The sequence below is a fragment of the Phocaeicola sp. RTP21198st1_B8_RTP21198_201120 genome (genome assembly GCF_040929485.1).
In the GTDB taxonomy this organism is placed as follows: domain Bacteria; phylum Bacteroidota; class Bacteroidia; order Bacteroidales; family Bacteroidaceae; genus Phocaeicola; species Phocaeicola dorei.
The window spans coordinates 1-24,106 of the sequence record NZ_JBCOCI010000002.1 but is presented as its reverse complement, the minus strand read 5'-3'; the positions used below and the strand labels follow the sequence as shown (position 1 = coordinate 24,106).

At 38.6% G+C, this 24,106-nt stretch carries 19 protein-coding genes; 12 read left to right on the top strand and 7 right to left on the bottom strand.

Features of this window, described 5'->3' with window-relative positions; genetic code table 11:
• Positions 1–93 precede the first annotated feature (93 nt).
• From AB5935_RS01610 to AB5935_RS01585, 6 genes are all read left to right on the top strand, one after another.
• Positions 94–216, top strand: a complete 123-nt coding sequence (locus AB5935_RS01610) for a hypothetical protein (protein ID WP_007834190.1) — start codon at positions 94–96, stop codon at positions 214–216.
• A gap of 618 nt (positions 217–834) precedes the next feature.
• On the top strand, positions 835–1,404 hold the full coding sequence (locus AB5935_RS01605; protein ID WP_008672354.1) for a hypothetical protein: 570 nt from the start codon (positions 835–837) through the stop codon (positions 1,402–1,404).
• 13 nt (positions 1,405–1,417) lie between these two features.
• Complete coding sequence (locus AB5935_RS01600; RefSeq protein ID WP_007834185.1) at positions 1,418–1,663, top strand: hypothetical protein; 246 nt, start codon at positions 1,418–1,420, stop codon at positions 1,661–1,663.
• A 511-nt stretch (positions 1,664–2,174) separates the two neighbouring features.
• Positions 2,175–2,321, top strand: a complete 147-nt coding sequence (locus AB5935_RS01595; RefSeq protein WP_007841642.1) for a hypothetical protein — start codon at positions 2,175–2,177, stop codon at positions 2,319–2,321.
• A 46-nt stretch (positions 2,322–2,367) separates the two neighbouring features.
• Positions 2,368–2,547 (top strand): class IIb bacteriocin, lactobin A/cerein 7B family, encoded by a 180-nt coding sequence (locus AB5935_RS01590; protein WP_007847917.1) that lies wholly within the window; start codon positions 2,368–2,370, stop codon positions 2,545–2,547.
• An 18-nt stretch (positions 2,548–2,565) separates the two neighbouring features.
• Entirely contained in the window at positions 2,566–2,736 is a 171-nt protein-coding gene (locus AB5935_RS01585) for a hypothetical protein (RefSeq protein ID WP_007839227.1), read from the top strand.
• Between the two features lie 594 nt (positions 2,737–3,330).
• Here the strand turns inward: AB5935_RS01585 and AB5935_RS01580 are convergent.
• Positions 3,331–4,197 carry a transposase gene (locus tag AB5935_RS01580; RefSeq protein WP_038612134.1) on the bottom strand — a complete coding sequence of 289 codons (867 nt, stop codon included), beginning with the start codon at positions 4,195–4,197 and terminating at the stop codon, positions 3,331–3,333.
• A gap of 208 nt (positions 4,198–4,405) precedes the next feature.
• Here AB5935_RS01580 and AB5935_RS01575 point away from each other — a divergent pair, with 208 nt between their 5' ends.
• From AB5935_RS01575 to AB5935_RS01555, 5 genes are all read left to right on the top strand, one after another.
• On the top strand, positions 4,406–4,552 hold the full coding sequence (locus tag AB5935_RS01575) for a hypothetical protein (RefSeq protein ID WP_007834179.1): 147 nt from the start codon (positions 4,406–4,408) through the stop codon (positions 4,550–4,552).
• A gap of 580 nt (positions 4,553–5,132) precedes the next feature.
• The gene (locus AB5935_RS01570) at positions 5,133–5,273 is read left to right on the top strand and encodes a hypothetical protein (protein ID WP_007834175.1); all 141 of its coding nucleotides are present in this window, start codon (positions 5,133–5,135) and stop codon (positions 5,271–5,273) included.
• Positions 5,274–5,818: 545 nt separating this feature from the next.
• The gene (locus AB5935_RS01565; protein WP_368327317.1) at positions 5,819–6,985 is read left to right on the top strand and encodes an HlyD family secretion protein; all 1,167 of its coding nucleotides are present in this window, start codon (positions 5,819–5,821) and stop codon (positions 6,983–6,985) included.
• A gap of 26 nt (positions 6,986–7,011) precedes the next feature.
• Positions 7,012–9,186 (top strand): peptidase domain-containing ABC transporter, encoded by a 2,175-nt coding sequence (locus AB5935_RS01560; protein ID WP_038612131.1) that lies wholly within the window; start codon positions 7,012–7,014, stop codon positions 9,184–9,186.
• 12 nt (positions 9,187–9,198) lie between these two features.
• Positions 9,199–10,518 (top strand): TolC family protein, encoded by a 1,320-nt coding sequence (locus tag AB5935_RS01555; RefSeq protein ID WP_038612128.1) that lies wholly within the window; start codon positions 9,199–9,201, stop codon positions 10,516–10,518.
• A gap of 96 nt (positions 10,519–10,614) precedes the next feature.
• On the opposite strand, the gene AB5935_RS01550 is transcribed toward AB5935_RS01555, so the two are convergent.
• Positions 10,615–12,297, bottom strand: coding sequence for a SulP family inorganic anion transporter (locus tag AB5935_RS01550; RefSeq protein WP_007841628.1), 1,683 nt, complete (start codon positions 12,295–12,297; stop codon positions 10,615–10,617).
• Between the two features lie 98 nt (positions 12,298–12,395).
• Positions 12,396–12,665, bottom strand: coding sequence for a DUF4884 domain-containing protein (locus AB5935_RS01545; RefSeq protein ID WP_007841627.1), 270 nt, complete (start codon positions 12,663–12,665; stop codon positions 12,396–12,398).
• A gap of 181 nt (positions 12,666–12,846) precedes the next feature.
• Here AB5935_RS01545 and rbr point away from each other — a divergent pair, with 181 nt between their 5' ends.
• A complete protein-coding gene (gene rbr / locus AB5935_RS01540; protein ID WP_005844074.1) occupies positions 12,847–13,425 on the top strand; it encodes a rubrerythrin in 579 nt (192 codons plus the stop codon).
• Positions 13,426–13,518: 93 nt separating this feature from the next.
• Here rbr and AB5935_RS01535 read toward each other — a convergent pair whose 3' ends face one another.
• The 4 genes from AB5935_RS01535 to AB5935_RS01520 form a co-directional block, all read right to left on the bottom strand.
• On the bottom strand, positions 13,519–17,505 hold the full coding sequence (locus AB5935_RS01535) for a two-component regulator propeller domain-containing protein (protein ID WP_368327316.1): 3,987 nt from the start codon (positions 17,503–17,505) through the stop codon (positions 13,519–13,521).
• Positions 17,506–17,605: 100 nt separating this feature from the next.
• On the bottom strand, positions 17,606–18,946 hold the full coding sequence (locus AB5935_RS01530) for a DUF6055 domain-containing protein (RefSeq protein ID WP_007834162.1): 1,341 nt from the start codon (positions 18,944–18,946) through the stop codon (positions 17,606–17,608).
• An 80-nt stretch (positions 18,947–19,026) separates the two neighbouring features.
• Positions 19,027–20,799 carry a RagB/SusD family nutrient uptake outer membrane protein gene (locus AB5935_RS01525; protein WP_007834161.1) on the bottom strand — a complete coding sequence of 591 codons (1,773 nt, stop codon included), beginning with the start codon at positions 20,797–20,799 and terminating at the stop codon, positions 19,027–19,029.
• 24 nt (positions 20,800–20,823) lie between these two features.
• Positions 20,824–23,988, bottom strand: a complete 3,165-nt coding sequence (locus AB5935_RS01520) for a SusC/RagA family TonB-linked outer membrane protein (RefSeq protein ID WP_007847942.1) — start codon at positions 23,986–23,988, stop codon at positions 20,824–20,826.
• Positions 23,989–24,106: the final 118 nt, after the last annotated feature.

Here is a 24,106-nt window from a genome sequence, read left to right as displayed (position 1 = left end):
TAGATAACAATCGGATAACATTTTATTATAAAAATAGCCTGTATATTTGCAATGTAAAACAAATGTAAGTCATTTAAATTAAAACAATAAGTTATGGAAAATATTATTTTAGAATTGAGAAAAGGAGAAAAAGAAAATATTTATGGTGGTGAAGGAAGAGTTGTTTATGTATTGAATGAAGAAGGTAAGTGTATACCCAGATATATAAACAATTAACATAGAGATAACACTTCAATAACAAAGAGTTAGAAAAAAGCAATTTACCTTTGTCGCATCAAAACAAACCCAAAAAGAGAGATATGGAAAAAACGAGTATAAACGAACAAGGTGGGGACGTAAATCACATGACCGGTATACCACTTTTTACTGTCCGCTTGTTCAAAAGAAGAATCAGAGATTGCCCTAATATTGAGATAGGGAAAATAATAACACGAACACAGAACATGATAAGAATTAAATGAAATGAAAACGCTGACGTTAGCAGAATGTATGAATATTTATGGCGGATGCTACATCTATAGTAGCAGTACTAGTCTGACTAGTGTATTTGTAGTACCCAGCCGTTTTAGAGAATTATTTTTTTAGTATATAACAACAAAACACAAAATGAAGTATGAAAAAGAATGATTATTGCATGGTGAAGCCACTCAGTGGCGAGGAATATGCACAGATATCGGGAGGTTATGCGCCTCCTACAGCGGAACAAATGAGAAATATGGACTGTTGGCAGATGTTATCTGCTGGTAGGTTTTTATATAAGTACAATTTTATTAACTAATGTAAATCAGTATCAGTACTTCCTATTGATTTGCATTAATAGAAAACTATATGAATATGAAAAGAATTGTATTTAAAATCGCAAAATCATTTTGCGCTTGCTTTATTACATTGTTGTTCTTTAGTTGTAGTAATTCCGAATCTGTGATGGAAAAAGAAAGGAAAAGTACTGTGATTATTGATATCAAACAAAATGGACTAGGTTATGAATTGAAAAGCAAAGAGGTTCCTTATATCACTCGTGCCTCAGGTCGAAATATAGAACAATTTTATTTATCTGTTTATAGAGAGGATAATAGAGATATAAAACTTGATGCTATTTTGGTGAAAGAAAATATAGACGAAAATAATTATATACTTTATCACTACACGACTGATGAAGTACTATTTGCAACATTATATATATCTGATAATACCTTGAAAGATATAAAATTGGAATTTGATGATGAAAATTTAGTAAAAACAAGAAGTCTTGCTAGTTGGTATCAGTGTGCCAATGATGAATACCAAAATTATAAAGATTTTTATGAGAATAACCACCCTATAGCATGTGATATTGGCGATTTGTTTTTTGGAGCATGTACTGTTGGTGGAGTACTAGGCAGTGCAATTTATTGTGCATTTTAAAATAACAATCAGTATGGAAAAAGAACATATATCAACAGTCCTTTTATTATCGGTTCTGCTAACTTTTATGTGTCCTGTTTTAGGCATAATTCCTTTATACCATAGTATAGAGGCTTGGAAAAAGAATAGAAAGTCAGATGTTTCCTATGTCATCAGTTTAAAAAAAGCATATAGCTGGACAAAAAGAATTTTTATTGCTTTGCTGATAATATGGATTGTTGCAGCAATACTTTTTTTCGGAGGATATTATTTTAGATGATAAATGATATGTCTTGTACGACGATTTAACATTAATCTAAAGATAATAATCTGATAACAAAGAGTTTGAAAAAGTAGATTTATATTTGTCGCATCGAAACAACCCTAATTACTCAGTATGCTAAATATGTAGCTGGTGCGGTCGGTGGTGCAGGTCTTGGTATTTTGACAGGAGCCGGACTGTTTCGGGTGAAGCTTTGGGTGGATACAGTGGAGCATTAGTAGGTGTGGCAACATTCTGTTGAATATGAAAAAGAGTATTCTGTATATTGTATCAGTATTTTTACTTGCTATAGCTTTATTTCTCTATGAGGGAGACCGGGCTAAGTTGATTCCCGTATGCTTTCTTTTTCTGGTAGCGATACTTAATATTAGTGTAAGAAAAAAAGAAGATGATAAAGGGAAATAGTACGGATATTAATGTAATATGACAGTTTCTGTATATGAATGTTCTTGGAGCTATTTTAGAGAATTATTTTCTTAGTATATAACAATAAAACACAAAATGAAGTATGAAAAAAAATGATTATTGCATGGTGAAGCCACTCAGTGGTGAGGAACATGTACAGGTATCGGGAGAGTGTATGCCTCCTGCTGCGGAACAGATGGAACGACTCCGTAAAATATATGGACCATTAGCGGATATTATCTGCTGGTAGGCTTTTAGATAAATACAATTTATTAACTAATAAAAAAAATACTATTATGAAAAATTTAGAAAATAGTGCTTTGATGCAGGAAATGAATGTGAATGAGATGCAAGAAGTGAATGGTGGATGGGTCGCTTTAGCTCTTGCTGTGGCTGGTGCTGCAATTTATGTATACAATAATTGGGATGATTTTTGCGTGGGGGTTAATGAGGGATGGAACGGAACAAGAAATTAATCATTAAAGTATTATTTTATGAAATGTGTTTATGAAGAATTATCTGAGCAAGAATGTAAATGTTTTTGTGGTGGAGATAAAGCAATGAGAAGTTTGGGGAATAGTGTAGGTTCTATAGGAGCAAGTATTTGTAATTTTTTAGAATATTTTGGTCAGATGGCACAAAATAGTCCAACAGCTTATGGATAAAAACGAATAGATAATGAAACAAACGGATTTACAAAAGGAAAACAAAAAATTGAAGCGAATCAATTTTATCTTGATTATTTATGTGGTTATATCAATTGTTATTCAATTATATAATATACTAGTATGATTAATTTTAAATAAGAATTTATTAGTCAGGATTGCTTATAAGCTTTCCTGACTAGCAACTAGATATCGTAATTATGAGAAAAAAACATAGATTGCTTCACTTGATAGTAGGTTGTCTCTTTATCATAATAATGCTGCTATTCCGGACATATTACCGTCCTTGGGTATATACAAATCATTTATTTGATTTCTATCTTGCCGATACATACACTAATCTGTTTGGTGAATGTGTTGTTTTTTTTATTCTTGTTTCTCTTTTTTCTCCTAATGAAATGTACAAACCGATTAAGTTGCTTTTATATTCTTCATGTGGATTGATGATATATGAATTATTGGGATTGATAGTGGAAGGGGGATTATGTGATTATAAAGATATAATTGCTACTTTTGTTGGTGCCTTATTGTCTTATGCAATAAATAGAATGATTATTAGTAATGCGAATCAGTAGTTGATTTCTGATTCTTGTTTTAAAAAATTAGATAAATGAGTGCGATGGCAATTTTTCCCATCGTATGTACTAAAAGTCCAGATGTTGATCTGACTTTCATCGCTCTTTGAATATTTGTTTTCTCATTCAGCCAGTTGAAAAACGCTTCTATAGGCTGTCTGACCTTTGAAACAGCAGTAGAGAACAGTTCTCTTCCAGCTTTCTCTCTTTGAGTAATAACTGGTTCCTCTCCTTTTATTGCTTTCACGGGAGTTAGCATAGTAGTTCCTTGTTCTTGTTGCTTATTGCCCCAGTAAGAAAAATCCGAGTATATCTTATCGGCAAAGATGTTTCTGTTTATAAGGCTATCAGCGGCTTCTCTTTTAAGAACTGTCAGGTCATTCTCTTCTGCCGATGATAAGAGAATCATTTCCGGGAATGGAATAGTTCCTTCCCTGCGGAAGGCTAAAGCATGGAGTTTGAGACCGAAGTAATACATGTTCTTTGTAGAACAGTATCCTTTGGTTGCAATTTCAGTAGCTACCTTTCCTGTTTTATTCTTTCCTGCACAGGTAATAATAGGCATAGAGTCAATAAGTGATGTCATAGAATCGCAATCCTCTGGTTTAAAGAATGTAATGAGATGCTTTACAAGTTCACTAATGGCCTCACTCATCAGGTTTAACCGATAGTTGAATGTCTGATAAGAAGGTAGGTTGGGGAACCATGAGAGCAAATATTCTTCAGTGAATGTATGTATCTCTTTGATTTGGAAGTATCGCTGATAGGCTCCGCAAAACAGATATACGGTAAGCAGTTCCTGGTCTGTAAAGATAGGAGTTGCATTATTACTGAATCTCTGGCAGTAAAACTTCAGTGAAGACTGGTAAATATCGCAGATGTACATATATATTTTTATAAGTTTTAGCTCTTTCTCCTTGGGAATCATAATTAGAATAATGAGTGGTTTTATTCTTCTAATATACTGATTTTCAAGGAGATTGAGAAATAAATAAACGAGATAATTAATTGAATAATAACATTTTAACTAACTGAATCAAGTAGGTATTTCAACTACTGATTCGCATATATAACAATAAAACACAAAATGAAGTATGAAAAAAAATGATTATTGCATGGTGAAGCCACTCAGTGGTGAGGAACGTGTACAGGTATCGGGAGGGTGTATGCCTCCTACTGCGGAACAGATGGAACAACTCCATGAGAAATATGGACTGTTGGCGGATGTTGTCTGCTGGTAGCTTTTATGTAAATATAATTTTGACTATAGTTTAGAAATTGTAATATTACTATAATTTTTATATGATATTGAATTTGTAAAAAATAGTAATCAAAATAGTTTATGAGAAAATCTATTTAAACTACTCAGTATATTTATGAAATGAATAAAAAAATATAAATGATGAGGTACAAATCAATAATAGAGAAATTCTGTAGAGATAATAGTGGAATAGTTAAAATGATAAAAACTATTTTTCTTTTTGGATTTTTGGTAGTATTTGTATTGTTTGTATTACTCCTTCAAAATTCTAATTTGAATATAGAAGAAAGTATATTTAACTCTATAAATATAGTGAGTAAACTTATTTTACTGATAGTAGCAATTAATTTTATAATACGAAGAAAAAATGGAAAATGATATAATGACATCAAAATTGACATCATCTGAATTGAAAGAAATTCTAGCTGGAGTACCAATGTCTTATTATATGAACTCAAGTACGGCAAGGCAAAATTGGAGTAATATAACTTCTTTTATTGGGGTACTTGTTGGTATAGTTGAATCCCCTCTTTATTAGTATTAATTTAAAAATTATCATTATGAATGAATTAACTTTTGACGAACTTCGACAGATTGATGGAGGATCTTATGAAGAAGGTAGAGAATTGGGACATAAAATAGGTAAAGCATTTTATGGGGCCTGTGCAATGTATGGAGTGTATGTACTCTTTTGCTTATAGTAGAGTAATTTGGTATTGCAATTGTGAAACTAATGTTTTATTTTAATAATTGCACTTGTTAATTGAGATAGCAAAAAATGCATAGTGTGATATATTGAGATAAGCTAAAGAATATCCACTAAATCAATTGTATAATCCATTAAAAAATGAGTAGAATTAAACTATATACAAAGAATTTTGTCATACTATTTATTTCCATGCAACTAGTGAATTTGATGATTGTTTATTTTAAAACGAAACAGTTTGTATTTGAGATAACTAGTGTGCAAGCATTTATAATTATCTATATAATAGGACTTTTTTATAATGTCATATTGATATATAGAAAAAATAAAGACGCTTGATATCGTTTCAAAAGAATTAATGGTATCATTGGAATTGTTTATAGTGCATTCTAAATAAAGATTCAGTGTTGAAAATATGTCAACACTGAATCTTTTCTGTATAAACTTATAGATATTAACCTAAAGATAACAATTCGATAACACATATACTTTTTCTTTCATTCTACTTTTGCTGCATGAATCAGTAAAAGTAGAAATGTTATGTTATTACCAAATGAATGGATAGAGAACAGTATTGAAACATACATCTATCAACACACCACAAAGTCCCAGATTATCTATTGGGTAGTATTGGCAGCCGTAACTGCCGCTATGATTGCATTGCCTTTTATCTATGTAGATATCTCTGTGCAAGGCAGTGGAGTAGTAAGGCCGATTACTGAAAAAACTGAAATAAAATCGTCTATCACAGAATTAATAGATTCAGTTTATGTGCGCGAGGGCGATCAAGTGAATAAAGGCGATGTACTCCTCCGCTTCCGCACCAATAACTCCGATTATAAAATCAATTATCAAACGAATCGCCTGAATGACTATGAAGCACATTTGTCAGATTTGGCTTATCTGGCAAAAGGCGAATGCCCTGCCGGGTTTCATTCTCCGGTGCGTCAACAGGAATATACCTATTTTATCAAAAAGAAAGAAGAATTGGAAACCTCTTTGGCACAGGCAGAAAAAGAGTATAAGCGCAATAAAAACCTGTTTGATAAGAAAGTGATTTCAGAAGAAGAATATGATAAATATTATTTTCAATATCAAAGCCGGCAAAATGAACTGGCTTCATTGATACAAAGCCAGTTGAGTACGTGGCAGGCAGATCTGAATACGTATCGTAATTCTCGTAGCGAAATGAATACTACACTGAAGCAAGAGTTGAAAGATAAAGAACTCTATATAGTTCGTAGTCCGATAAGTGGAACCATTGATCAATTTTCCGGCATATACAGGGGAAGCAGTATACAGGCAGGACAGTCATTGGCAGTTATCAGCCCGGATTCCACACTGTGTATGGAAATATATGTTACTCCTCGAAATATCGGTTTTATGAGTTTGGGAATGCCGGTCAATGTACAGGTGGAATCATTTAATTATAATGAATGGGGAACATTACCCGGCAAAGTGACCGAAATTTCATCAGACTTCCTAACCGACAGTCAGGGAAACTCATTCTATAAAGTGAAATGTCAAATGGAGCGGAACTATCTTATGCTGAAAAGCGGACAGAAAGGAATATTAAAGAAGGGAATGATCGTCAGTGCCCATTTTATGATAACGCGGCGATCGCTTTTCGATTTGCTCTACCAAAAGATAGACGATTGGGCGAATCCCAAACAATATGAGAATAATGCGATGATAGCTAAATTTTGATTCTACAATTCATTTATAAATATTCAATGATGAGCAAGAAAGGTATTAAAATAAAACAGTTTGATATTACAGATTGCGGAGCGGCTTGTCTGGCTTCCGTATGTGCCTATTATGGTTTGCAATTTCCCATTGCACGTATCCGCCAATATGCGTTTACCGATCAAAAAGGAACGAATATTTTGGGGTTGATAGAGGCTGCTAATAAGCTGGGCTTGTCAGCTAAAGGAGTGCGGGCTAAGTTTGAGGCATTGTACATTGTTCCTAAACCTGTTATTGCCCATGTCATCGTGCACGAGCAGCTTCAGCATTTTGTAGTGATATATAAGGTGGAGAAAAAGAAAGAATACATAGAGTATATGGATCCGGGTGACGGGCGGATGCATCGCGTGACCAATCAGGAATTTGAGAAAATGTGGACCGGTGTACTGGTGTTATTGGAACCGGAAGAAACTTTCAAGACCGGAAACATGAAAACCGGTATGACAAAGAAGTTCTTTTCTCTGCTGGCTCCTCACAAAAGCGTGATGCTACAAGCCGTGTTTGGTGCGCTTATTTATAGCATTTTGGGATTATCCACTTCCATCTATGTAGGTAAAATTACAGATTATGTATTGGTAGATAAAAATATCAATTTACTCAATCTCATGGGAGTGATCATGCTGGTCATCCTGCTATTGCGGACTTTTATCGGAGCAATGAAAAGTATTCTGGCTTTAAAGACCGGACAACGGATTGATGCGGCATTGATTTTAGGATATTATAAGCATCTGCTGACTTTACCTCAGCAATTCTTTGATACGATGCGCGTAGGTGAAATTATTTCACGCGTCAATGATGCGGTGAAAATCCGTAATTTTATCAATAATGTTTCGTTGGATCTGGTGGTTAATATCATGATTCTTGTCTTCTCTGTGTGCCTTATGTTCGTTTATTCCTGGGAGCTGGCATTGATTACATTAGTGTCTGCCCCCTTATTCCTGCTTATTTTCTGGGGATTCAATAAATTGAATCGGAAATATCAGCGCGGTATTATGGAAAGTAGCGCTGATTTGGAAGCGCAATTGGTGGAATCTCTTAATTCCATTTCTACTATCAAACGATTCGGTATAGAAGAATATGCTAATTTGAAGACGGAAACTCGTTTTGTACATTTATTAAAGAATACGTATCGCAGTATTTATGGATCTATTATGGCGCAAGGCGGTATTCAGTTTGTATCCACCGGCATTACGATTGCCGTTCTTTGGTTAGGAAGTATTTTGGTGGTCGATCAGGAGTTGACACCCGGAGCTCTGATGGTGTTTTATTCCTTGGTTGGTTATGTAATTTCTCCTATCGGCTCGCTGATTTCTTCCAATCAGACTATCCAGGATGCACTGATTGCCGCCGACCGCTTATTCCAGATTATGGACTTGGAACGCGAACAGGATAATAATCAAAAGATAATATTAGAACCGGATATGGTAGGCGATATTACGTTTGAGAATGTTTCGTTTCGCTATGGTTCGCGCAAGGATGTGTTCAAGGAATTGGGCTTGAAGATAGAAAAGGGGAAGACTACTGCCATAGTGGGAGAAAGCGGGTCGGGCAAGACGACTTTGATTTCGTTGTTACAGCATATTTATCCTATACAGGAGGGTCGCATTCGCATAGGCGATTATGATATTGCGCAAATAGACAATCGCAGCCTTCGTCGCCGGGTGGGAACAGTACCTCAACAGATTGAATTATTTGCCGGCAGCATTGCAGAGAATATAGCGGTAGGTGACTTGCATCCGGACATGAAGAAAATTGTAGATTTGACGGAACAACTTGGTTTGAAGGACTTTATAGATGGTTTGCCTAAGGACTACCGGACTTATATCGGTGAACATGGTGCATCCTTGTCGGGTGGCGAGCGGCAGCGGCTTGCCATAGCGCGTGCTTTGTATAAGGAACCGGAGATACTTATTTTCGATGAGGCAACGTCTTCGCTTGATTCTATTTCCGAACGCTATGTAAAGCAGACATTAGATGCATTGGCACGGAAGGGGAAAACGATTATCGTGATTGCTCATCGGTTGAGTACAGTGAAAAATGCAGATAAGATTGTGGTGATTGATAAGGGGCAAGTAGTCGAGGCAGGTACTCATGAAGAATTGTTCAATTCGAATGGGATGTATCATCGTTTATGGAAGGAACAGTTTGATGAAGTAGGTTAAAGAATGAACAGTATGAAAAAGTTAATAGTTGTAGCTGTTGCAGCCATCGTATTTATAGCGAATATACAAGCACAAAATAAGAAGTGGAGTCTCAAAGAATGTATAGATTATGCCATACTGCACAATATAGAGGTGAAGCAGAGTCAAAACCGGATTAAAAGTTTGAAAGTAGAGAGAAATACGCTGAAGAGCAGTTTTCTGCCCGACTTGAATGTAGGAGCTTCACAACGTTTTTCTTTTGGCAGGGCCTTGAATCAGGATAATACGTATGAAGATAGCAACATACAAAATTCTTCATTCTCTGCCAGTGCCGAAATGCCTCTTTTTACCGGATTCAAAACAAGTGCATCCATTACCCGGAATAAATTCGATATATTGGCGGCTGAGGCAAATAAGGAATTGATAGAAAACAACTTGTCACTCAATGTAACCAACTATTATTTTCAGATACTGTTGAATAAAGAAATCTATCGTATCGCTCAAGAACAAATCCGGTTGACAAAAGAACAAGAAATCAGAACACGGATTTTGATAGAGAATGGAAAAGTTCCGCAGTCTCAATTATATGATGTGAAAGCTCAATTGGCTGATGATGAGCTGGTGGCTACTGAAGCTAGGAACTCGCTGCGGCTTTCTTTTCTTGACTTGATGCAATTGATGGAGTTGAAGGGTGAGGAGTATTTTGATGTAGATTCTTTGGATGAAAGTATAGTTTCTATGGAGTCTGTCACTCCTGAGGGGATTTACGCCTCGGCATTAAGCTGTATGCCTCAGATAAAGCAAGCTCATTATTCTTTGCAGAGTAAAGTGAAAAGTACAAAAGTTGTCAAGTCGGGATATTACCCACAGCTTTTTTTGGGTGCCGGAATCAATACCGGTTACTATTATTCTCGTCGTGCAATGAATCCGTCTTTTTATCAGCAGTTTAAAAACAATATGCAGAAAAGCATTTATTTCACATTAAGCATCCCTCTTTTTGACCGCTTCTCTACGAGGAATCAGGTAAAAACAGCGCGTTTGGAAGAGAATAATGCCCGCTTGTCATTGGAAAATGAAAAGAGAAGTCTCTATAAGGATATTGAGAAAGCATATATGGATGCGTTGGCAGCTTTTGAGAAATACGAATCTACTACCAAAGCGGTAGCTGCCAATCGGGAGGCGCATCGGTATGCGTTAGAGAAGTATATGGCTGGAAAGTCGGCTGTATATGAGTATAATGAGATAAAAATGAAATTAGCAGATGCGTTGTCCCAACAATCACAGACTAAATATACCTATTTACTGAAAGAACGGATATTGGCATTCTATTCATGCCACTCTTTGGTGGAGTAGTACCAACCTGAAGTATTTAGATGAGAAAGAGGATATTCCAGCTATCGGGAGTATCCTCTTTTCCATAGATAAATTCTTTTAATAGAGTAGTCCGTTTTATTTTTCTATAATGCCCTTTGCCTTTTCCAGTGCTACATTAATATTAGGACAGATATTTTCTTTTCCCAGTAATTCATTAAATCCTGATTTTTCAAGAATTTGATGCACTTTTTCATTCACTCCCGAAAGCACAATCTGAATATTTTCTTTTTTAGACATTTCACATAGATTAGTCAGGTTGTGAATACCGGTAGAGTCAATGAATGGTACTTTACGCATACGTACAATCCGTACTTTGGGACGGTCGCCCAGTTCGGACATGATTTCCTCAAACTTGGTAGCGATACCAAAGAAGTAGGGACCATTGATTTCATATACTTCCACACCTTTGGGAACCATGAGATGTTCTTCGTGCACTTCCAGATCGGATTCATTATTGGGGTCGATTTCATTTTTGATAACCGATATTTCTGTTGTTTCCATGACACGTTTCATGAACAATACACAGGCAATGAGCAAACCTACTTCAATAGCTACGGTTAAATCAAAGATAACAGTCAGGAAGAAAGTGATCAGTAGTACGGTGACGTCTGATTTCGGATTCTTCAGCAACGCCTTGAAAGTACGCCAGCCGCTCATGTTATAAGAAACAATCACCAATACACCTGCCAGACAGGCCATCGGGATATATTGTGCCAGAGGCATCAGGAACAAGAGAATCAGCAACAGAATGACTGCATGAATGATACCTGCAACAGGTGATTTTCCACCGTTGTTGATATTGGTCATGGTACGTGCGATGGCTCCTGTAGCAGGAATACCGCCAAACAGCGGAGCGATAATATTGGCTGCGCCCTGGGCTATCAGTTCCGTGTTTGAATCGTGGCGGTCACCAATGACACCATCGGCTACGGCAGCAGACAACAGAGATTCTATGGCTCCCAGTACAGCAATGGTGATGGCAACCGGAAATAAATTCTTGATAGCTTCCCAATCTAATTTGGGTACTACTGCATCCGGCAACTGTGACTGAATGGTAAAACGGTCGCCAATGGTGTCGATACAAGTGATTCCGCCATATGTCTTCATCAGGTATACGGCAATAGTCACTACAATGATGGCAATCAGCGAGCCTGGGATCTTTTTTGAGAATCGGGGAGTCAGTGCGATGATCAGGACACTGACTATGCTGACAATGGCGTTCCACCAATTAACAGTATCAAAATGACGGAAATAAATCATCCATTTGCCTATAAAGTCTCCCGGTACTTTTTCTCCTCCGAAGTTCAGTCCGAAGATATCGGCAATCTGTGTCGTAAAAATGGTGACGGCAATACCACTGGTAAATCCTACAATAATGGGATAAGGAATAAATTTGATAACAGCTCCCAGCTTGAATACACCTAATAAAATAAGGAGTACTCCTGCCATAAGAGTTGCTACTGTTAATCCGCTGATGCCGTATTCTTGGATGATACCATAGATAATTACGATAAATGCTCCGGTAGGTCCGCCTATTTGTACTTTGCTTCCTCCTAATAAAGAGATGATAAATCCTGCTACAATAGCAGTGATGATGCCTTTTTCTGGAGAAACTCCCGAAGCGATACCAAATGCGATAGCTAGTGGAAGTGCAACAATACCTACGATAATTCCGGCCATAAGGTCGGCCATGAAGCTCTCTTTTGAATAATTCTGTAGGGTAGTGAAGAGCTTCGGCTTGAATTCAAATGCTTTCATTTGTCAACTACTTTATGCTATGATTTTAAACGAGTTGCAAAAGTAGATAAAATTAATGTATAAATTAAGGTATTATTCTATTTAAATTCGTATTTTTGTTATTCATAGGGTGTTTTGTTGATAGTAATGGTGCGTTGGGCGGTAGAATCATTTGTGATACTGGTTACATCTCCTCTCGTAGTAAAGTAAACGTAATTTCCTTTATCGTAAAAACGATATACCTTGCAACCGTCATGTTCAAACAGATAGCTGACAGTGTAAGTGGAGTTGTTTTCAGATTCTCCGACCTTTAACGGTATGGACGCACACGAATTAAATCCTATTATAGTAAGGAGGGGAAAAGTGAATAATTTGATGATGCTTTTCATAATGAAAAATGTTAATGTTGTTGTGAACACAAATATAGGTGTTCTTGTTTATTTTATATAAAGTGAACGTTTAATTAAATATAAAAATATAATTGTAATGAATACAATTTTGGAATAAAAGATATATCTTTGTATTACCAAAAGATGATTGAATAATAACTAACTAATAAAACTAATTATTATGGCTAAGAGCGTAAAAGGTACACAGACAGAAAAAAATTTGCTGACTTCATTTGCAGGTGAGTCACAGGCTAGAATGCGTTATACTTACTTTGCAAGTACAGCAAAGAAAGAAGGTTATGAACAGATTGCTGCTATTTTTACTGAAACAGCTGATCAGGAAAAGGAACATGCGAAACGTATGTTTAAATGGTTGGAAGGTGGTATGGTAGAAATCACTGCCAGCTATCCTGCAGGTATCATTGGTACCACTATGGAGAATTTAAAAGCTGCGGCTGCCGGTGAAAATGAAGAATGGACTACTGATTACCCTCACTTTGCTGATGTGGCCGATCAGGAAGGTTTTCCTGCTATCGCTACTATGTATCGCAGAATCGCTGAAGCTGAAAAGGGGCATGAGGAAAGATATCTGGCTTTATTGAAGAATGTGGAAGAAGGCACAGTATTCAAGAAAGCGGAAGAAACTGTATGGCAGTGCCGTAACTGCGGTTACATTTATGTAGGTACGGAAGCTCCTGAAGTATGTCCTGCATGTCTGCATCCGCAAGCTTATTTCGAAGTGAAGAAGAATAATTATTGATTGAAATAAAATCACTCGTTCATCATGAATCCGGTTTCTCTGAAAAGGGGAAACCGGATTTTTTATTTTTAGGGAATGATTTTTGATTAGTTTTTATTCTTCTCTTTTCCCGTTTACAAATTCCCCCGGTTTCATGCCGAACTGTTTCTGGAAACACTTGGAGAAATAAGACGGATTATTGAATCCTACCATATAACAGATTTCATTAATGCGGTATTTGTTTTCTGCTAGCAAGATCGCTGCTTTTTTCAAACGTACCACTTGAATCAGTTCATTAGGGGTGATATTGGCCAATGTTTTAATTTTGGCAAACAGACCCGAACGGCTGATACACAACTTTTCGGCCAGGAAATCTACGGATAATTCCGGATTGGAGAAATTCTCTTCTATGATTTCATTCATGCGGGTAAGGAACTTGTCGTCCATAGAATTATTGGCAATGCTGTTCAGCGGAACCAGCGGCATCTTCGAGAATTTCTGACGCAGCAGATTACGCAAGTCTACCAGATTCTTGATACATGCTTCCAAGTATTGCATGGAGAAAGGTTTCTCTATGTAGGCATCTGCACCACAATCCATACCTTCTATCTTGGAGTTGGTATCTGTCTTGGCCGTTAGCAGGATGAAGGGTATATGACTGGTAGTTTGGTTAGTCCTTATCGCTTTGCAGAATTCCACTCCGTCCATGCGTGGCATCATCCAGTCGCTTACAATGAGTGTCACTTCGTTTTCTTTGAGTTTATTTAATGCTTCTATACCGTCTTCTGCGGTAAGTATGCTGTATTTATCAGCCAGACTACTCGAAAGGAAATTCAACATTTCCTCATTATCATCCACAATCAGCATGGTTGGTTTATGTTTGATAGGAGAACCGGAGAGGTCCTCTTGCAAGATTTCTTCGGGAATGGCTGGGTTGTTCAATAGTGATGTGCCCGTATCCTGTGGCAGGACTTGTGCTTGTTCTACAGGCAGTGTTACGATAAAAGATGACCCTTTGTTCACTTCGGATTCCACTTCAATGCAGCCATTGTGTGATTCTACAATACTTTTGACAATGCTGAGGCCGATACCTGTTCCCGGCTTGTTATCCATAGCCTGATAGAACGGATGGAATATCTTCTTTTGTTCTTCTTTGCTGATCCCTATGCCGTTATCTGTCACTCGGATTATAAAAGTATGTTGTTCCGGCTGTACGATACAGGTAAGAGTAACTTCATCTTTTGTGTATTTACTGGCATTGGTTAACAGGTTGCTGACTAGTTTGGTTACCGCTTCACTGTCTACTATAGCTGTGAAATCTGCTTCAGGATATTCCACAGTAAGCCGTGCTCCATGTTGGGCGATGAAAGGTTCGAAACGTTCACAAACCGCTTTGAGCAGTTGGTGGATATTTTGGGAAGCAAACTTCATTTTCATTCCTTCCTGTTCCACCTTCCGGAAATCCAGCAATTGGTTTACCAGGAACAGCAGACGCTGGCTGTTACGGTCAATAATATTTAGATCGTCGCGTACTGTAGACGGCAGGGACACGGGGGATTTCATTATTTTCTCCAAAGGTCCTATGATAAGGGATACCGGTGTGCGTATTTCGTGGGCTATCATGGTGAAGAACTTGATTTTGGCTTCGTGTACTTCTTTTTCCTTGTTGGCGTTCAGTTTGTTTATTTCAGCCGTATGTTTCTTCTCTGTCCGTTTGATGATGAAGCGGATGACGAATCCGAAAGCTATGCAAACCAATATAAAATAGAGCAGTTTGGAAGCGGTGGACCAATAGAAAGGAGGGTGGATGGTGATTTTCAGACTGGTTCCTTTTTCATTCCATATTCCGTCATTATTGGTCGCCTTTACTTTGAAAAGATAGGTTCCTGCGGGCAAATTGGTGTAAGTGGCCTTATTCTGGGAGCCTACATAGTTCCAGTCTTTGTCAAATCCTTCCAGTTTATAGGCGTATTTGTTTTTATTGGGGGTGCAATAGCTTAAAGAGGCATAAAGCAAGCTGAATGCATTTTCTTTATAGGATAGCTCCAGTTCTTCCAACTGGTTGAGAGATTTTGGAAGCAGTTTGTTTCCAGTTTGGATTTCCTTATTATCTATTTCCAGTTCTGTAATGATTACTGGAGGAAGCATCACATTTGTCTTAATCTGATGGGGGTAGAAAGCATTGAATCCGTTTACCGAGCCGATATAAATTTTTCCATCCGATGCTTTTAAGGCAGCATTAGGTAGGAATTGTTCACTTTGCAGTCCGTCGCTTTTAGTAAATACTCGGCAACCTTCTCCAGGGGTGTAGCGCACTAGCCCTTTGGTGGTGGTGAGCCACAATATGCGTTGGTCTTCGATGATGCTGCATATATTGTGACTGGGAATTTCAAGAGGTAAAGTTTCGAATGCATCTTCTTCCGCATTGTATTTGCAGAGCCCGTTCATGGTTCCCACCCACATCTCTCCGTTTGTGTCAATCAGTACACAGTTCACTTGGTTGTTTGCCAGTGAGTTCGGATTTTTATGGTCATGTATATAGTTCTTCCATATCTGTTTTTCTGGATGGTATTTAAATAATCCCTTGCCTTGGGTGGAGAACCAGGGATTTCCTTTGGTATCCTGGTCAATGTCAATGGTCAGTGCGTCCAAGTATTTAATTCGGGTGAAATTATCTTTTTCCCGGTTATATAGATTTACTCCGGACATGGAGGTGACCCATATTCTCTCTTTTCTGTCTTTGAATATGGCATAAGAACTGGTTCCGTCCAGTGAGGCGGGATTATCCTGATAGGCAGAATATGTTTTAAAAGTTCCCGTTTGCAGATTTAATACGTTTACCCCTCCAGTATAAGTACCGATCCATAAATTATCACCGTCCATACAAAGTGCATGTACATTGTGATAGGACAGACTGTTTTTTCCCTCCAAGGGCAAATAATGGGAAAATTTTCTATTTTTGGGAGAAAAGCGGTTTAACCCTCCGTCATCCGAAGCGATCCATACATCTCCGTTAGAGTCTTCGCAGAACCGTCCGATGACTGTTCCGTTAACAGAATTGGAGAAACGTGAGTGGACAAAACTTTCGAATTGTCCAGTATTGGGTGAGATATAATTTACTCCTCCATAGTAAGTTCCGATCCATATTCCACCTTCATGATCTTTTATAATAGGATAAACAAAACGGTTGGACAATGAATGTGGGTTTGTTTCATCTTCTGTAAACAATTGATATTCCTCTGTAATGGTATTGAATAACAGAAGCCCGTCATCCGAGCCTATGAGTAGCTGGTGAGGGGCATATTCCATGATAGAATGAATATGGGTGGCACCTTTTCCGTCTGTCGGATGCAGATAAGTAGTGGCCTTTCCGCTGTATTTATCGATTTTTTGCAAACCACACTCCCAGGTTCCTAACCACAGTGTATGTTCCGAGTCTTCCAACATGACCAATGCGTTTGAGTCATGCTTTCCGCTTTCATAGGAGAGCGGAAAAGTCTCGAATTTATTTTCTGCTTTATTCAGTTTGAAAAGACCTGAGTTTCCCCAATTGGTAATGGCCCATATTTGGTTTTCACTATCCACCAGCACACTTGCCATTAAACCATTTGCGTTTTTAAATTCGTATTGCTCCAAGTGGTTGGTGATGGTGTTGTATTTGAATATTCCTTGTCCTACCGTAGTGAACCATAGGTTTTTGTCTTTATCTTCGACAATATGGTTCGTATTTGTTTCAATATGGATATTTTTGGAGGTGGCCAGTACAAAAGGCATTATATCTTCTGTTTCGTAATCATAGATATATATGCCTTCGTCTGTACCTATCCATATCTTGTTGAGGGTGCTGTATAAAGATGAAATAGCTTCATTAGCTCCCCTATCTTTCAGTCTATAGAGTTTTACAGTAGTACCGTCATAGCGGTTCAGTCCTTCATCCGTTCCTATCCATAGAAAACCGTATTTATCTTGCATTAAAGCACGTACCGAATTGGATGATAGTCCGTCTTCTACAGAAAAATGACGGAAACAGAGGTCATTGGACGCAGCAAACAGAATCATCGGCATCAGTAAGTTCAATAGCAATAGGACTAGTCTTTTCATAGTATTTTCTTCTTATTTCTAAATCTTATGCAAGATTACTACTTTTCTGAGAAAGAAAAGAGAAAATTCGAAGAAAAAGTGAGGATTCCAGATGAATCTTTCAATTTGCCGAGGTGAGTAGGAAACTGCCGGTTATTTTTATTTTATAAGGCCATTGTGCATCTTTTTCCCCGGATATGGGATTCATCCAGTGTTCCGTCGGAGCCCCCATGACAACCAACCACAAGTGGGCCAACGGTACATCCTTGGGAGCAATATACTTCACCACTCCTTCCGTGTTGTTTCCCATTTCTCCGTAAACGGATTTTCCTTCCCGAGTGACAGCGACAAAACCGTATCTCCAGCCGGCTTTCTCCGGGTGGACGGAATTGTAACCCTCCCTACCTGCCTCCCCAAGGAACTCCACTTCCACGGCACTTCCCGGCTGGGGAACGGAGAGGGGAACTGCGTTGAAACCATAATTCTCAGGACAGTTTTCGGGTGCAACCCGGTACCATCCCTCTTCAGATGGATTCATTTTGCAAGTGTATTGGTTTGCGTACGGGCGTGTCTCTTTCCATACCCGCTTAAAATCCCAGTTGACAAAATGGCGACAGGCGTCGAACATCTCGTCACAGAACTCTTTCTGTCCAAGACTGTTCAGCCGTTTGTAGGTAATGACAGGGTCCTCCCCACGTTTTCCCTGGCGGTACAGTTCGGCTATGAAAGGCAGACCGTACCGGATTCCCCAGTATTCAAGCACATATGGTGAATGATAAATATTATCCAAATGCAGATAAGCTTTGTGTGTAAGGGTTTTGAACGCATCCCAATGATATTTCTCATCGGTCATCCAGTCAGGATTTACTTGCCAGAGCATCCATTGTGAAGTCATCTCGAAAAAGCCGCAACCACCCCAAGCTTCTCCTTGACCGTCGCAGGTGATTTGTGACTGGAAGCTATGCCCCAGTTCATGCGCGATACAATTCAATTTCTCATCTTGTACCCGGTTGGGGGTGATCCAGAGCGCACCGATCTGCCCGTCGTAATCCCCTCCGTAGGCAGTGCCTTCCAGGGAATAGTTTATCATGACCATCATGCGGTATTTATCACATTTCGAACCTTGCCTGGCAAACTGCAGCGTGTGGTAGAAATAAGCGTAGAAGTTTTCCAGCTTCTCCTTCAGACCGGGCAGATCCACCTTCATGGAATGCCCCTCCAGCTGTGGTGGGTTGCTGAGGTCATTGCCGAAGCCCTTCTCCCAGAAGATGACGAAGTTCTCGGTGTATGCCATACGGTGATAACTCCACTGACTTGCCGGATTCTGTAAATCCATGCCTTGAAGCTCCTTGGGGATATAGATGGACTTGCCGGAGGGTAGAGGGATATCGCTGTTTCTTTGTGCGTTGGAACAGGAAGTGATTATTATTGCCAGAAATAAAAAGAAGGTATGTTTATTCATATATAATTACTTTTTTTGAAAACAGGAACGGTTTTTATTTTCCGTTCCTGTAATATATAATAATCAAGAAATACTATTTTTTATTCATACGGTGCGGCATCTAGTAACGTTGATTTGTTTAACTCGTAACGTGGGATAGGCCACCAATAATTTTTTGAGGCATCGAAATTACGTTGCTGTACGGCTTCTGGGTTATGATAATATATTTTGGTTCCATTCTGCAATTTATAAATTTTTAATCCGGTAGGCCAATGTTCTTTGGAATATGTTTCTTCCATTTTCTTCCAGCGGCGTAAGTCAAAGAATCGTTGTCCTTCGAACATCAATTCTACAGTGCGTTCATATTCATATTCAGTCCGTATGTCTTTGCCTGTGGCATCCGGTAATAACGCACGGTTTCTGATAAGGTTGATGTATTTTAGAGCCTCGGCATTGTTACCTAGCTCTATCTGACATTCAGCATAGTTCAAATAGACTTCTGCCAGTCTGATGAAGAACCATGGGGTAGTATCTACTACCGTATCGTCATAAAAATTAATATGAGAAGATAAGAACTTTCGCATATTATATCCAGTTTTTGTACCGTTCCACCAAGTTTCTCCTGTACGTGAATCTTTACCCGGAATGACCCCTTTTGCTCCGGCTTCAAATAATTCGATTTCACGGTTTGAATCTCCGTATCCCCACAGCATACCATCATAGAGAATATTTGCTTTCAGACGGATTTCTCTACCTTCCCATGGGTTTACATCTGATGCCTGTATAGTGACTTCTTTTTGTGTGGCTTCTCCAGAGTCGGGGTCAATTGTGGTTTGTAAAATCGTGAATGGTTTGGTTTCTGCCGGTTTATAAGGTGTACCATCAGCATTCTGGAAGAGTTCTACTATTTCGTAAGTGGGTTGCCACGTACTCCAGCCTTCATATCCGTTACCAGGTCCGGCAGGAGCTTGCATAACTAGGCTGGCACTACTTCCTGCAATTCCTTTTTCATCATAAAGTTTTTCGAAAATTACTTCCGGATTTTTGGAATCGAAGAACAGATCTGCATATTCATCACTATTCGAAACTTGTTTTAAAGAATAGATATTCATATCGATGACTGCTTTGTTTGCATCTGCTGCCGCCTGCCATTTTTCTCTAGAGGGAGTACCGAATAAGGGACTTGCTTTATAAAGCAATACTCGGCCTTTTAAAGCAAGGGCCGCCCCTTTGGTTGCACGCCCAAAATCACTTGCATCTTTATAGACTGTGGGAAGTAATTCAGCAGCTTTATCACAATCAGCAACAATAAAATCAGCTACATCATCCATATCTGCACGTTCCTCTTTGAATTCAGAATCCAAGTCATAAGTATGGTCAATCAATGGAATACGTCCATAGACACTATATAGCATATGATAGTAGTAGGCGCGTAAAAAGTAGCCCTGGCCGATTATCTGATTTTTCCATTCTTTTTCACTATCGGTATTGGCAGGCGTATCCATGATGTCTTCCAATAATTGGTTGCATAATTTAATGCCGCCATAATAATGTGACCACGTATTTCCTTTTCCTTCAGTCCACCCGGTATTATAGTTGTCACATGAAGCACGGCCTTGTGTATAGGTACTTGTTCCATAGTCGTGCATATGATAGGTTTCATCTGTATAATTACAGAACATTACGCCGTTTGTATTTTCTGCTTCCACTCGTAAATAACAGTAGTTTAAGAAACTTTCTGCCAGGCTCAAGTCACCCCAAACAGCTGTATCTGTGTATGAGTCTAGTGGTTTTTGATCTAAAATATCTGAACAAGAAGGAAGTCCGAAACTTGAAAGTGCAAGTGCTGCACAAAGTAATATATGTTTTTTCATTTTGTATTTTAGTTTTATAGGTCATTAGAATGTAACATTAGCTCCGACTGTAATCATGCGTTGGAGAGGATAACCTCTGACTCCACCGGATTCCACCACATAACCATCTGTGTTTTTGAACATACCGGCCTCTGGATCACATATTTTCATACCATCAATGGTAAAAAGATTGTTACCATTAACATAAATACGTGCATTCTCAATACCTATGCTTTTAGTCCACATTTTGGGTAGTGTGTATCCTAATTCTATAGATTTCAGACGAACGAAGGAAGCGTCACGTAACCACCATGTAGAGGCTACACCATTCCATGCGTCACCATATGTCTGCTTGATGAATGCACGCGGCCATTTGGCAGCAGCATTTTGTTCTGCTGTATTTGTTTCTATCCAGCGTCCTTCATAGAAATCGGTTGCCATATTCATGGTCGGTTGAACCAATTGCTCTGCATCGGCTTGTCCTTGGAAAAATACATTCAGATCCCAACCTTTCCATGCTCCGTTCAGGGTCAGACCGAAGATTATTTTAGGTGTGGCCGATTTATCTAAACGTATAGCATCATCCCAGGTAATATTTCCATCTCCATTGGTATCTTGATAAATTAAGTCACCGGGTTTGGCACCTGCAATGTGAGGTGTGTTATCTACCTGTTCTTGTGTTTGATAGATTCCTAATGCTTTATATAGTACCATTCCATCAATAGGATGACCGGTACGACGTTGCCATTCCGGAGTGGAAGCAGCTTCATCTTCGTATACTACTTTGTTATTGGCATAAGTGAAATTTCCTGTTATTCCCCATGAAAAATCACCGGAATGGTCACGATAGGTTGCAATGAGTTCTAGACCGTGATTTTTTACTTTACCCAAATTTTCGGCTGGAAGAACTAATCCCGAATAGGTAGGGATAGAAGCATTACGGGTAATCAAAATGTCATTACGGCGTGATTGGAAATAATCAAAATCCAGTCCGAATTTACCATCAAGGAATTGTGAAGAAAACCCTAGATTCCAAGTCTTTGCTTTTTCCCAAGTAATTAAAGGGTTGGCTGTACGTGATTCATAAATTGCTTTTACTACTTCATCACCGAAGCACATGGAGCTGGTATTGTTTAAATCAATGAATTTGTATTGTGACATATACTGATAAGCAGTTACATTGTCATTACCCATCATACCCCATGAACCTTTTACCTTGAAGAAACTTACTACATTTTTCAAGGGTTGGAAGAATTCTTCTTCTGACATCACCCAACCTAAAGAAAACGCCGGGAAAACTCCCCAACGATGTCCCGGAGCAAAATTCATAGAACCATCATAGCGCATTGTAAATTCTGTCAGATATTTGTCTTTGTAGGCATAATTGATACGACCGAAATAGTTTTGACGAGCTGTTACATTCGAACTTCCACTATTATCCTTGTCTTTAGCTACATCGCTTCCGGCGAAGATTTCAGGAATAGTTGTTGATAAATAATTTGTACGATAGGCAGAAATACCAGTATAATCGTATTTACTTTGTTCGTAAGCTATAAAAGCATCTACATGATGTCCACCTTTAAAATCGTGACTATATCCTAAACGGGCATTCAAGGTAATGGTTTTATCTTTGTTGAACCATTGGTTAACACTGATGGAACCTGTGGCATCACGTCTGTTGATATAGGAATCTGTTGCTGCGTCATATTGGTAAACATCATAAGGATTGTTTATCTGTTTTCCATCATTAAAATGAAAGTCTAGTGCGGCATAACCTTCTACATATAATCCTTTGGTAATGACGTCTAAGTCTACACGGAGTCTTGGCTTTAGGTTAAGAGTACTGTATGTCGTTTTATTAGTACCCGGTATATCCGTTACTTTTACAGCGGCATTGTTGGTTACTCCATCATAGCCTACACGTAACAAGCCATTAGGATAATAAGGAGCTGCCATCGGATTAGTGGTAAGAAAATAGCCAAACAGGTCTTCTGTAGAATATACACCACGATTCCTGACTTCCTGCCGGCCTAAAATATCCATGCTGAATTTTATTGCTTTCGTAATTTTTGCGTCAAGGTTGGTAGTAAACTGATATTGGTTGTAGTCTTGTACACCTTTCTTGTAAATAGCATCTTGATACATATATTGTGCCGAAGTATAGAAAGATATTTTGTCATTACCTCCGCTGATAGCCAAGCTGTGTTGAGTTTTGGTAGCCCAGTCTTTAGCTACTTCACTCCACCAGTCTGTATTAGGATAGCGAATTTGATCCTCGCCACTTTGAATCATACCTAATGCTTCGGCAGAATAAGTGGCAGCTTCACCATGTCCGGCATCGTATTCATTTACATAAGTGGCATATTGGTAAGAATCCAACATTTCAGGGATACGGGTTGGCTGGGAAAAAGATACATTACCACTATAGTTGATTTTGACTTTCCCTTCTGTACCGCGTTTGGTTGTAACCAGGATTACTCCATTAGCGGCGCGTGCACCATAGATAGCTGCTGAAGCATCTTTCAAGACAGAGATAGATTCAATATCTTCGGGGTTAAGACGGCTGAATGACCGGTCGGCAATACCGTCAACGACAATAAGAGGGGAGGTACTTCCTAGAGTCCCTTTACCACGGATAAGAATGTCAGCGTTATCTTCACCCGGTTCGCCCGAACGTGTATTAGCAATGACACCTGCTGTTTTTCCGGCAAGTGTATTAGTAAGATTTGTTGCAGCCACTTTCTTCAGTTCTTCACCACCTACCTGTGAAACAGAACCGGTTAGTGTGGCTTTCTTTTGAGTACCATAACCTACCACTACTACTTCATCAAGCATTTCTGTGTCTTCCTTCAAATTGATGTTAAGTGTTTTTTTTCCGTTTACAGGAACCTCTAGCGTTTTATATCCCACATAGGATACAACTAAAGTAGCTTTAGCAGGAACTTCCAGCATAAAGTTACCGTCGAAGTCGGTTATAGTTCCATTAGTAGTACCTTTTATCACAACACTGGCACCAATGATGGGTTCTCCATTTGCGTCTGTAATCTTACCATTGACAGTGCTACTTTGTTGTACTATCGAGGTTGCTTGGGCATTCTCTTCCGGTGCTGCCCATACACTACTGACTCCTGCACCCGCAGTAAGGAAAAGACAGGTGGTAGCCTTCAGCAAAGCCCTGCTGAACAAGGCCCGGTTCTCATGTGTTTTCATCATACAGTTTTATTTAAAAGGTTTATATGTTCATTCAGTTTACTTTCCATTCAATCACCCCTCCCGAAGCTCCTTTCTGCAATTGTGCTGCAATTTTAAGCCCCTTTGTTTTGACAGG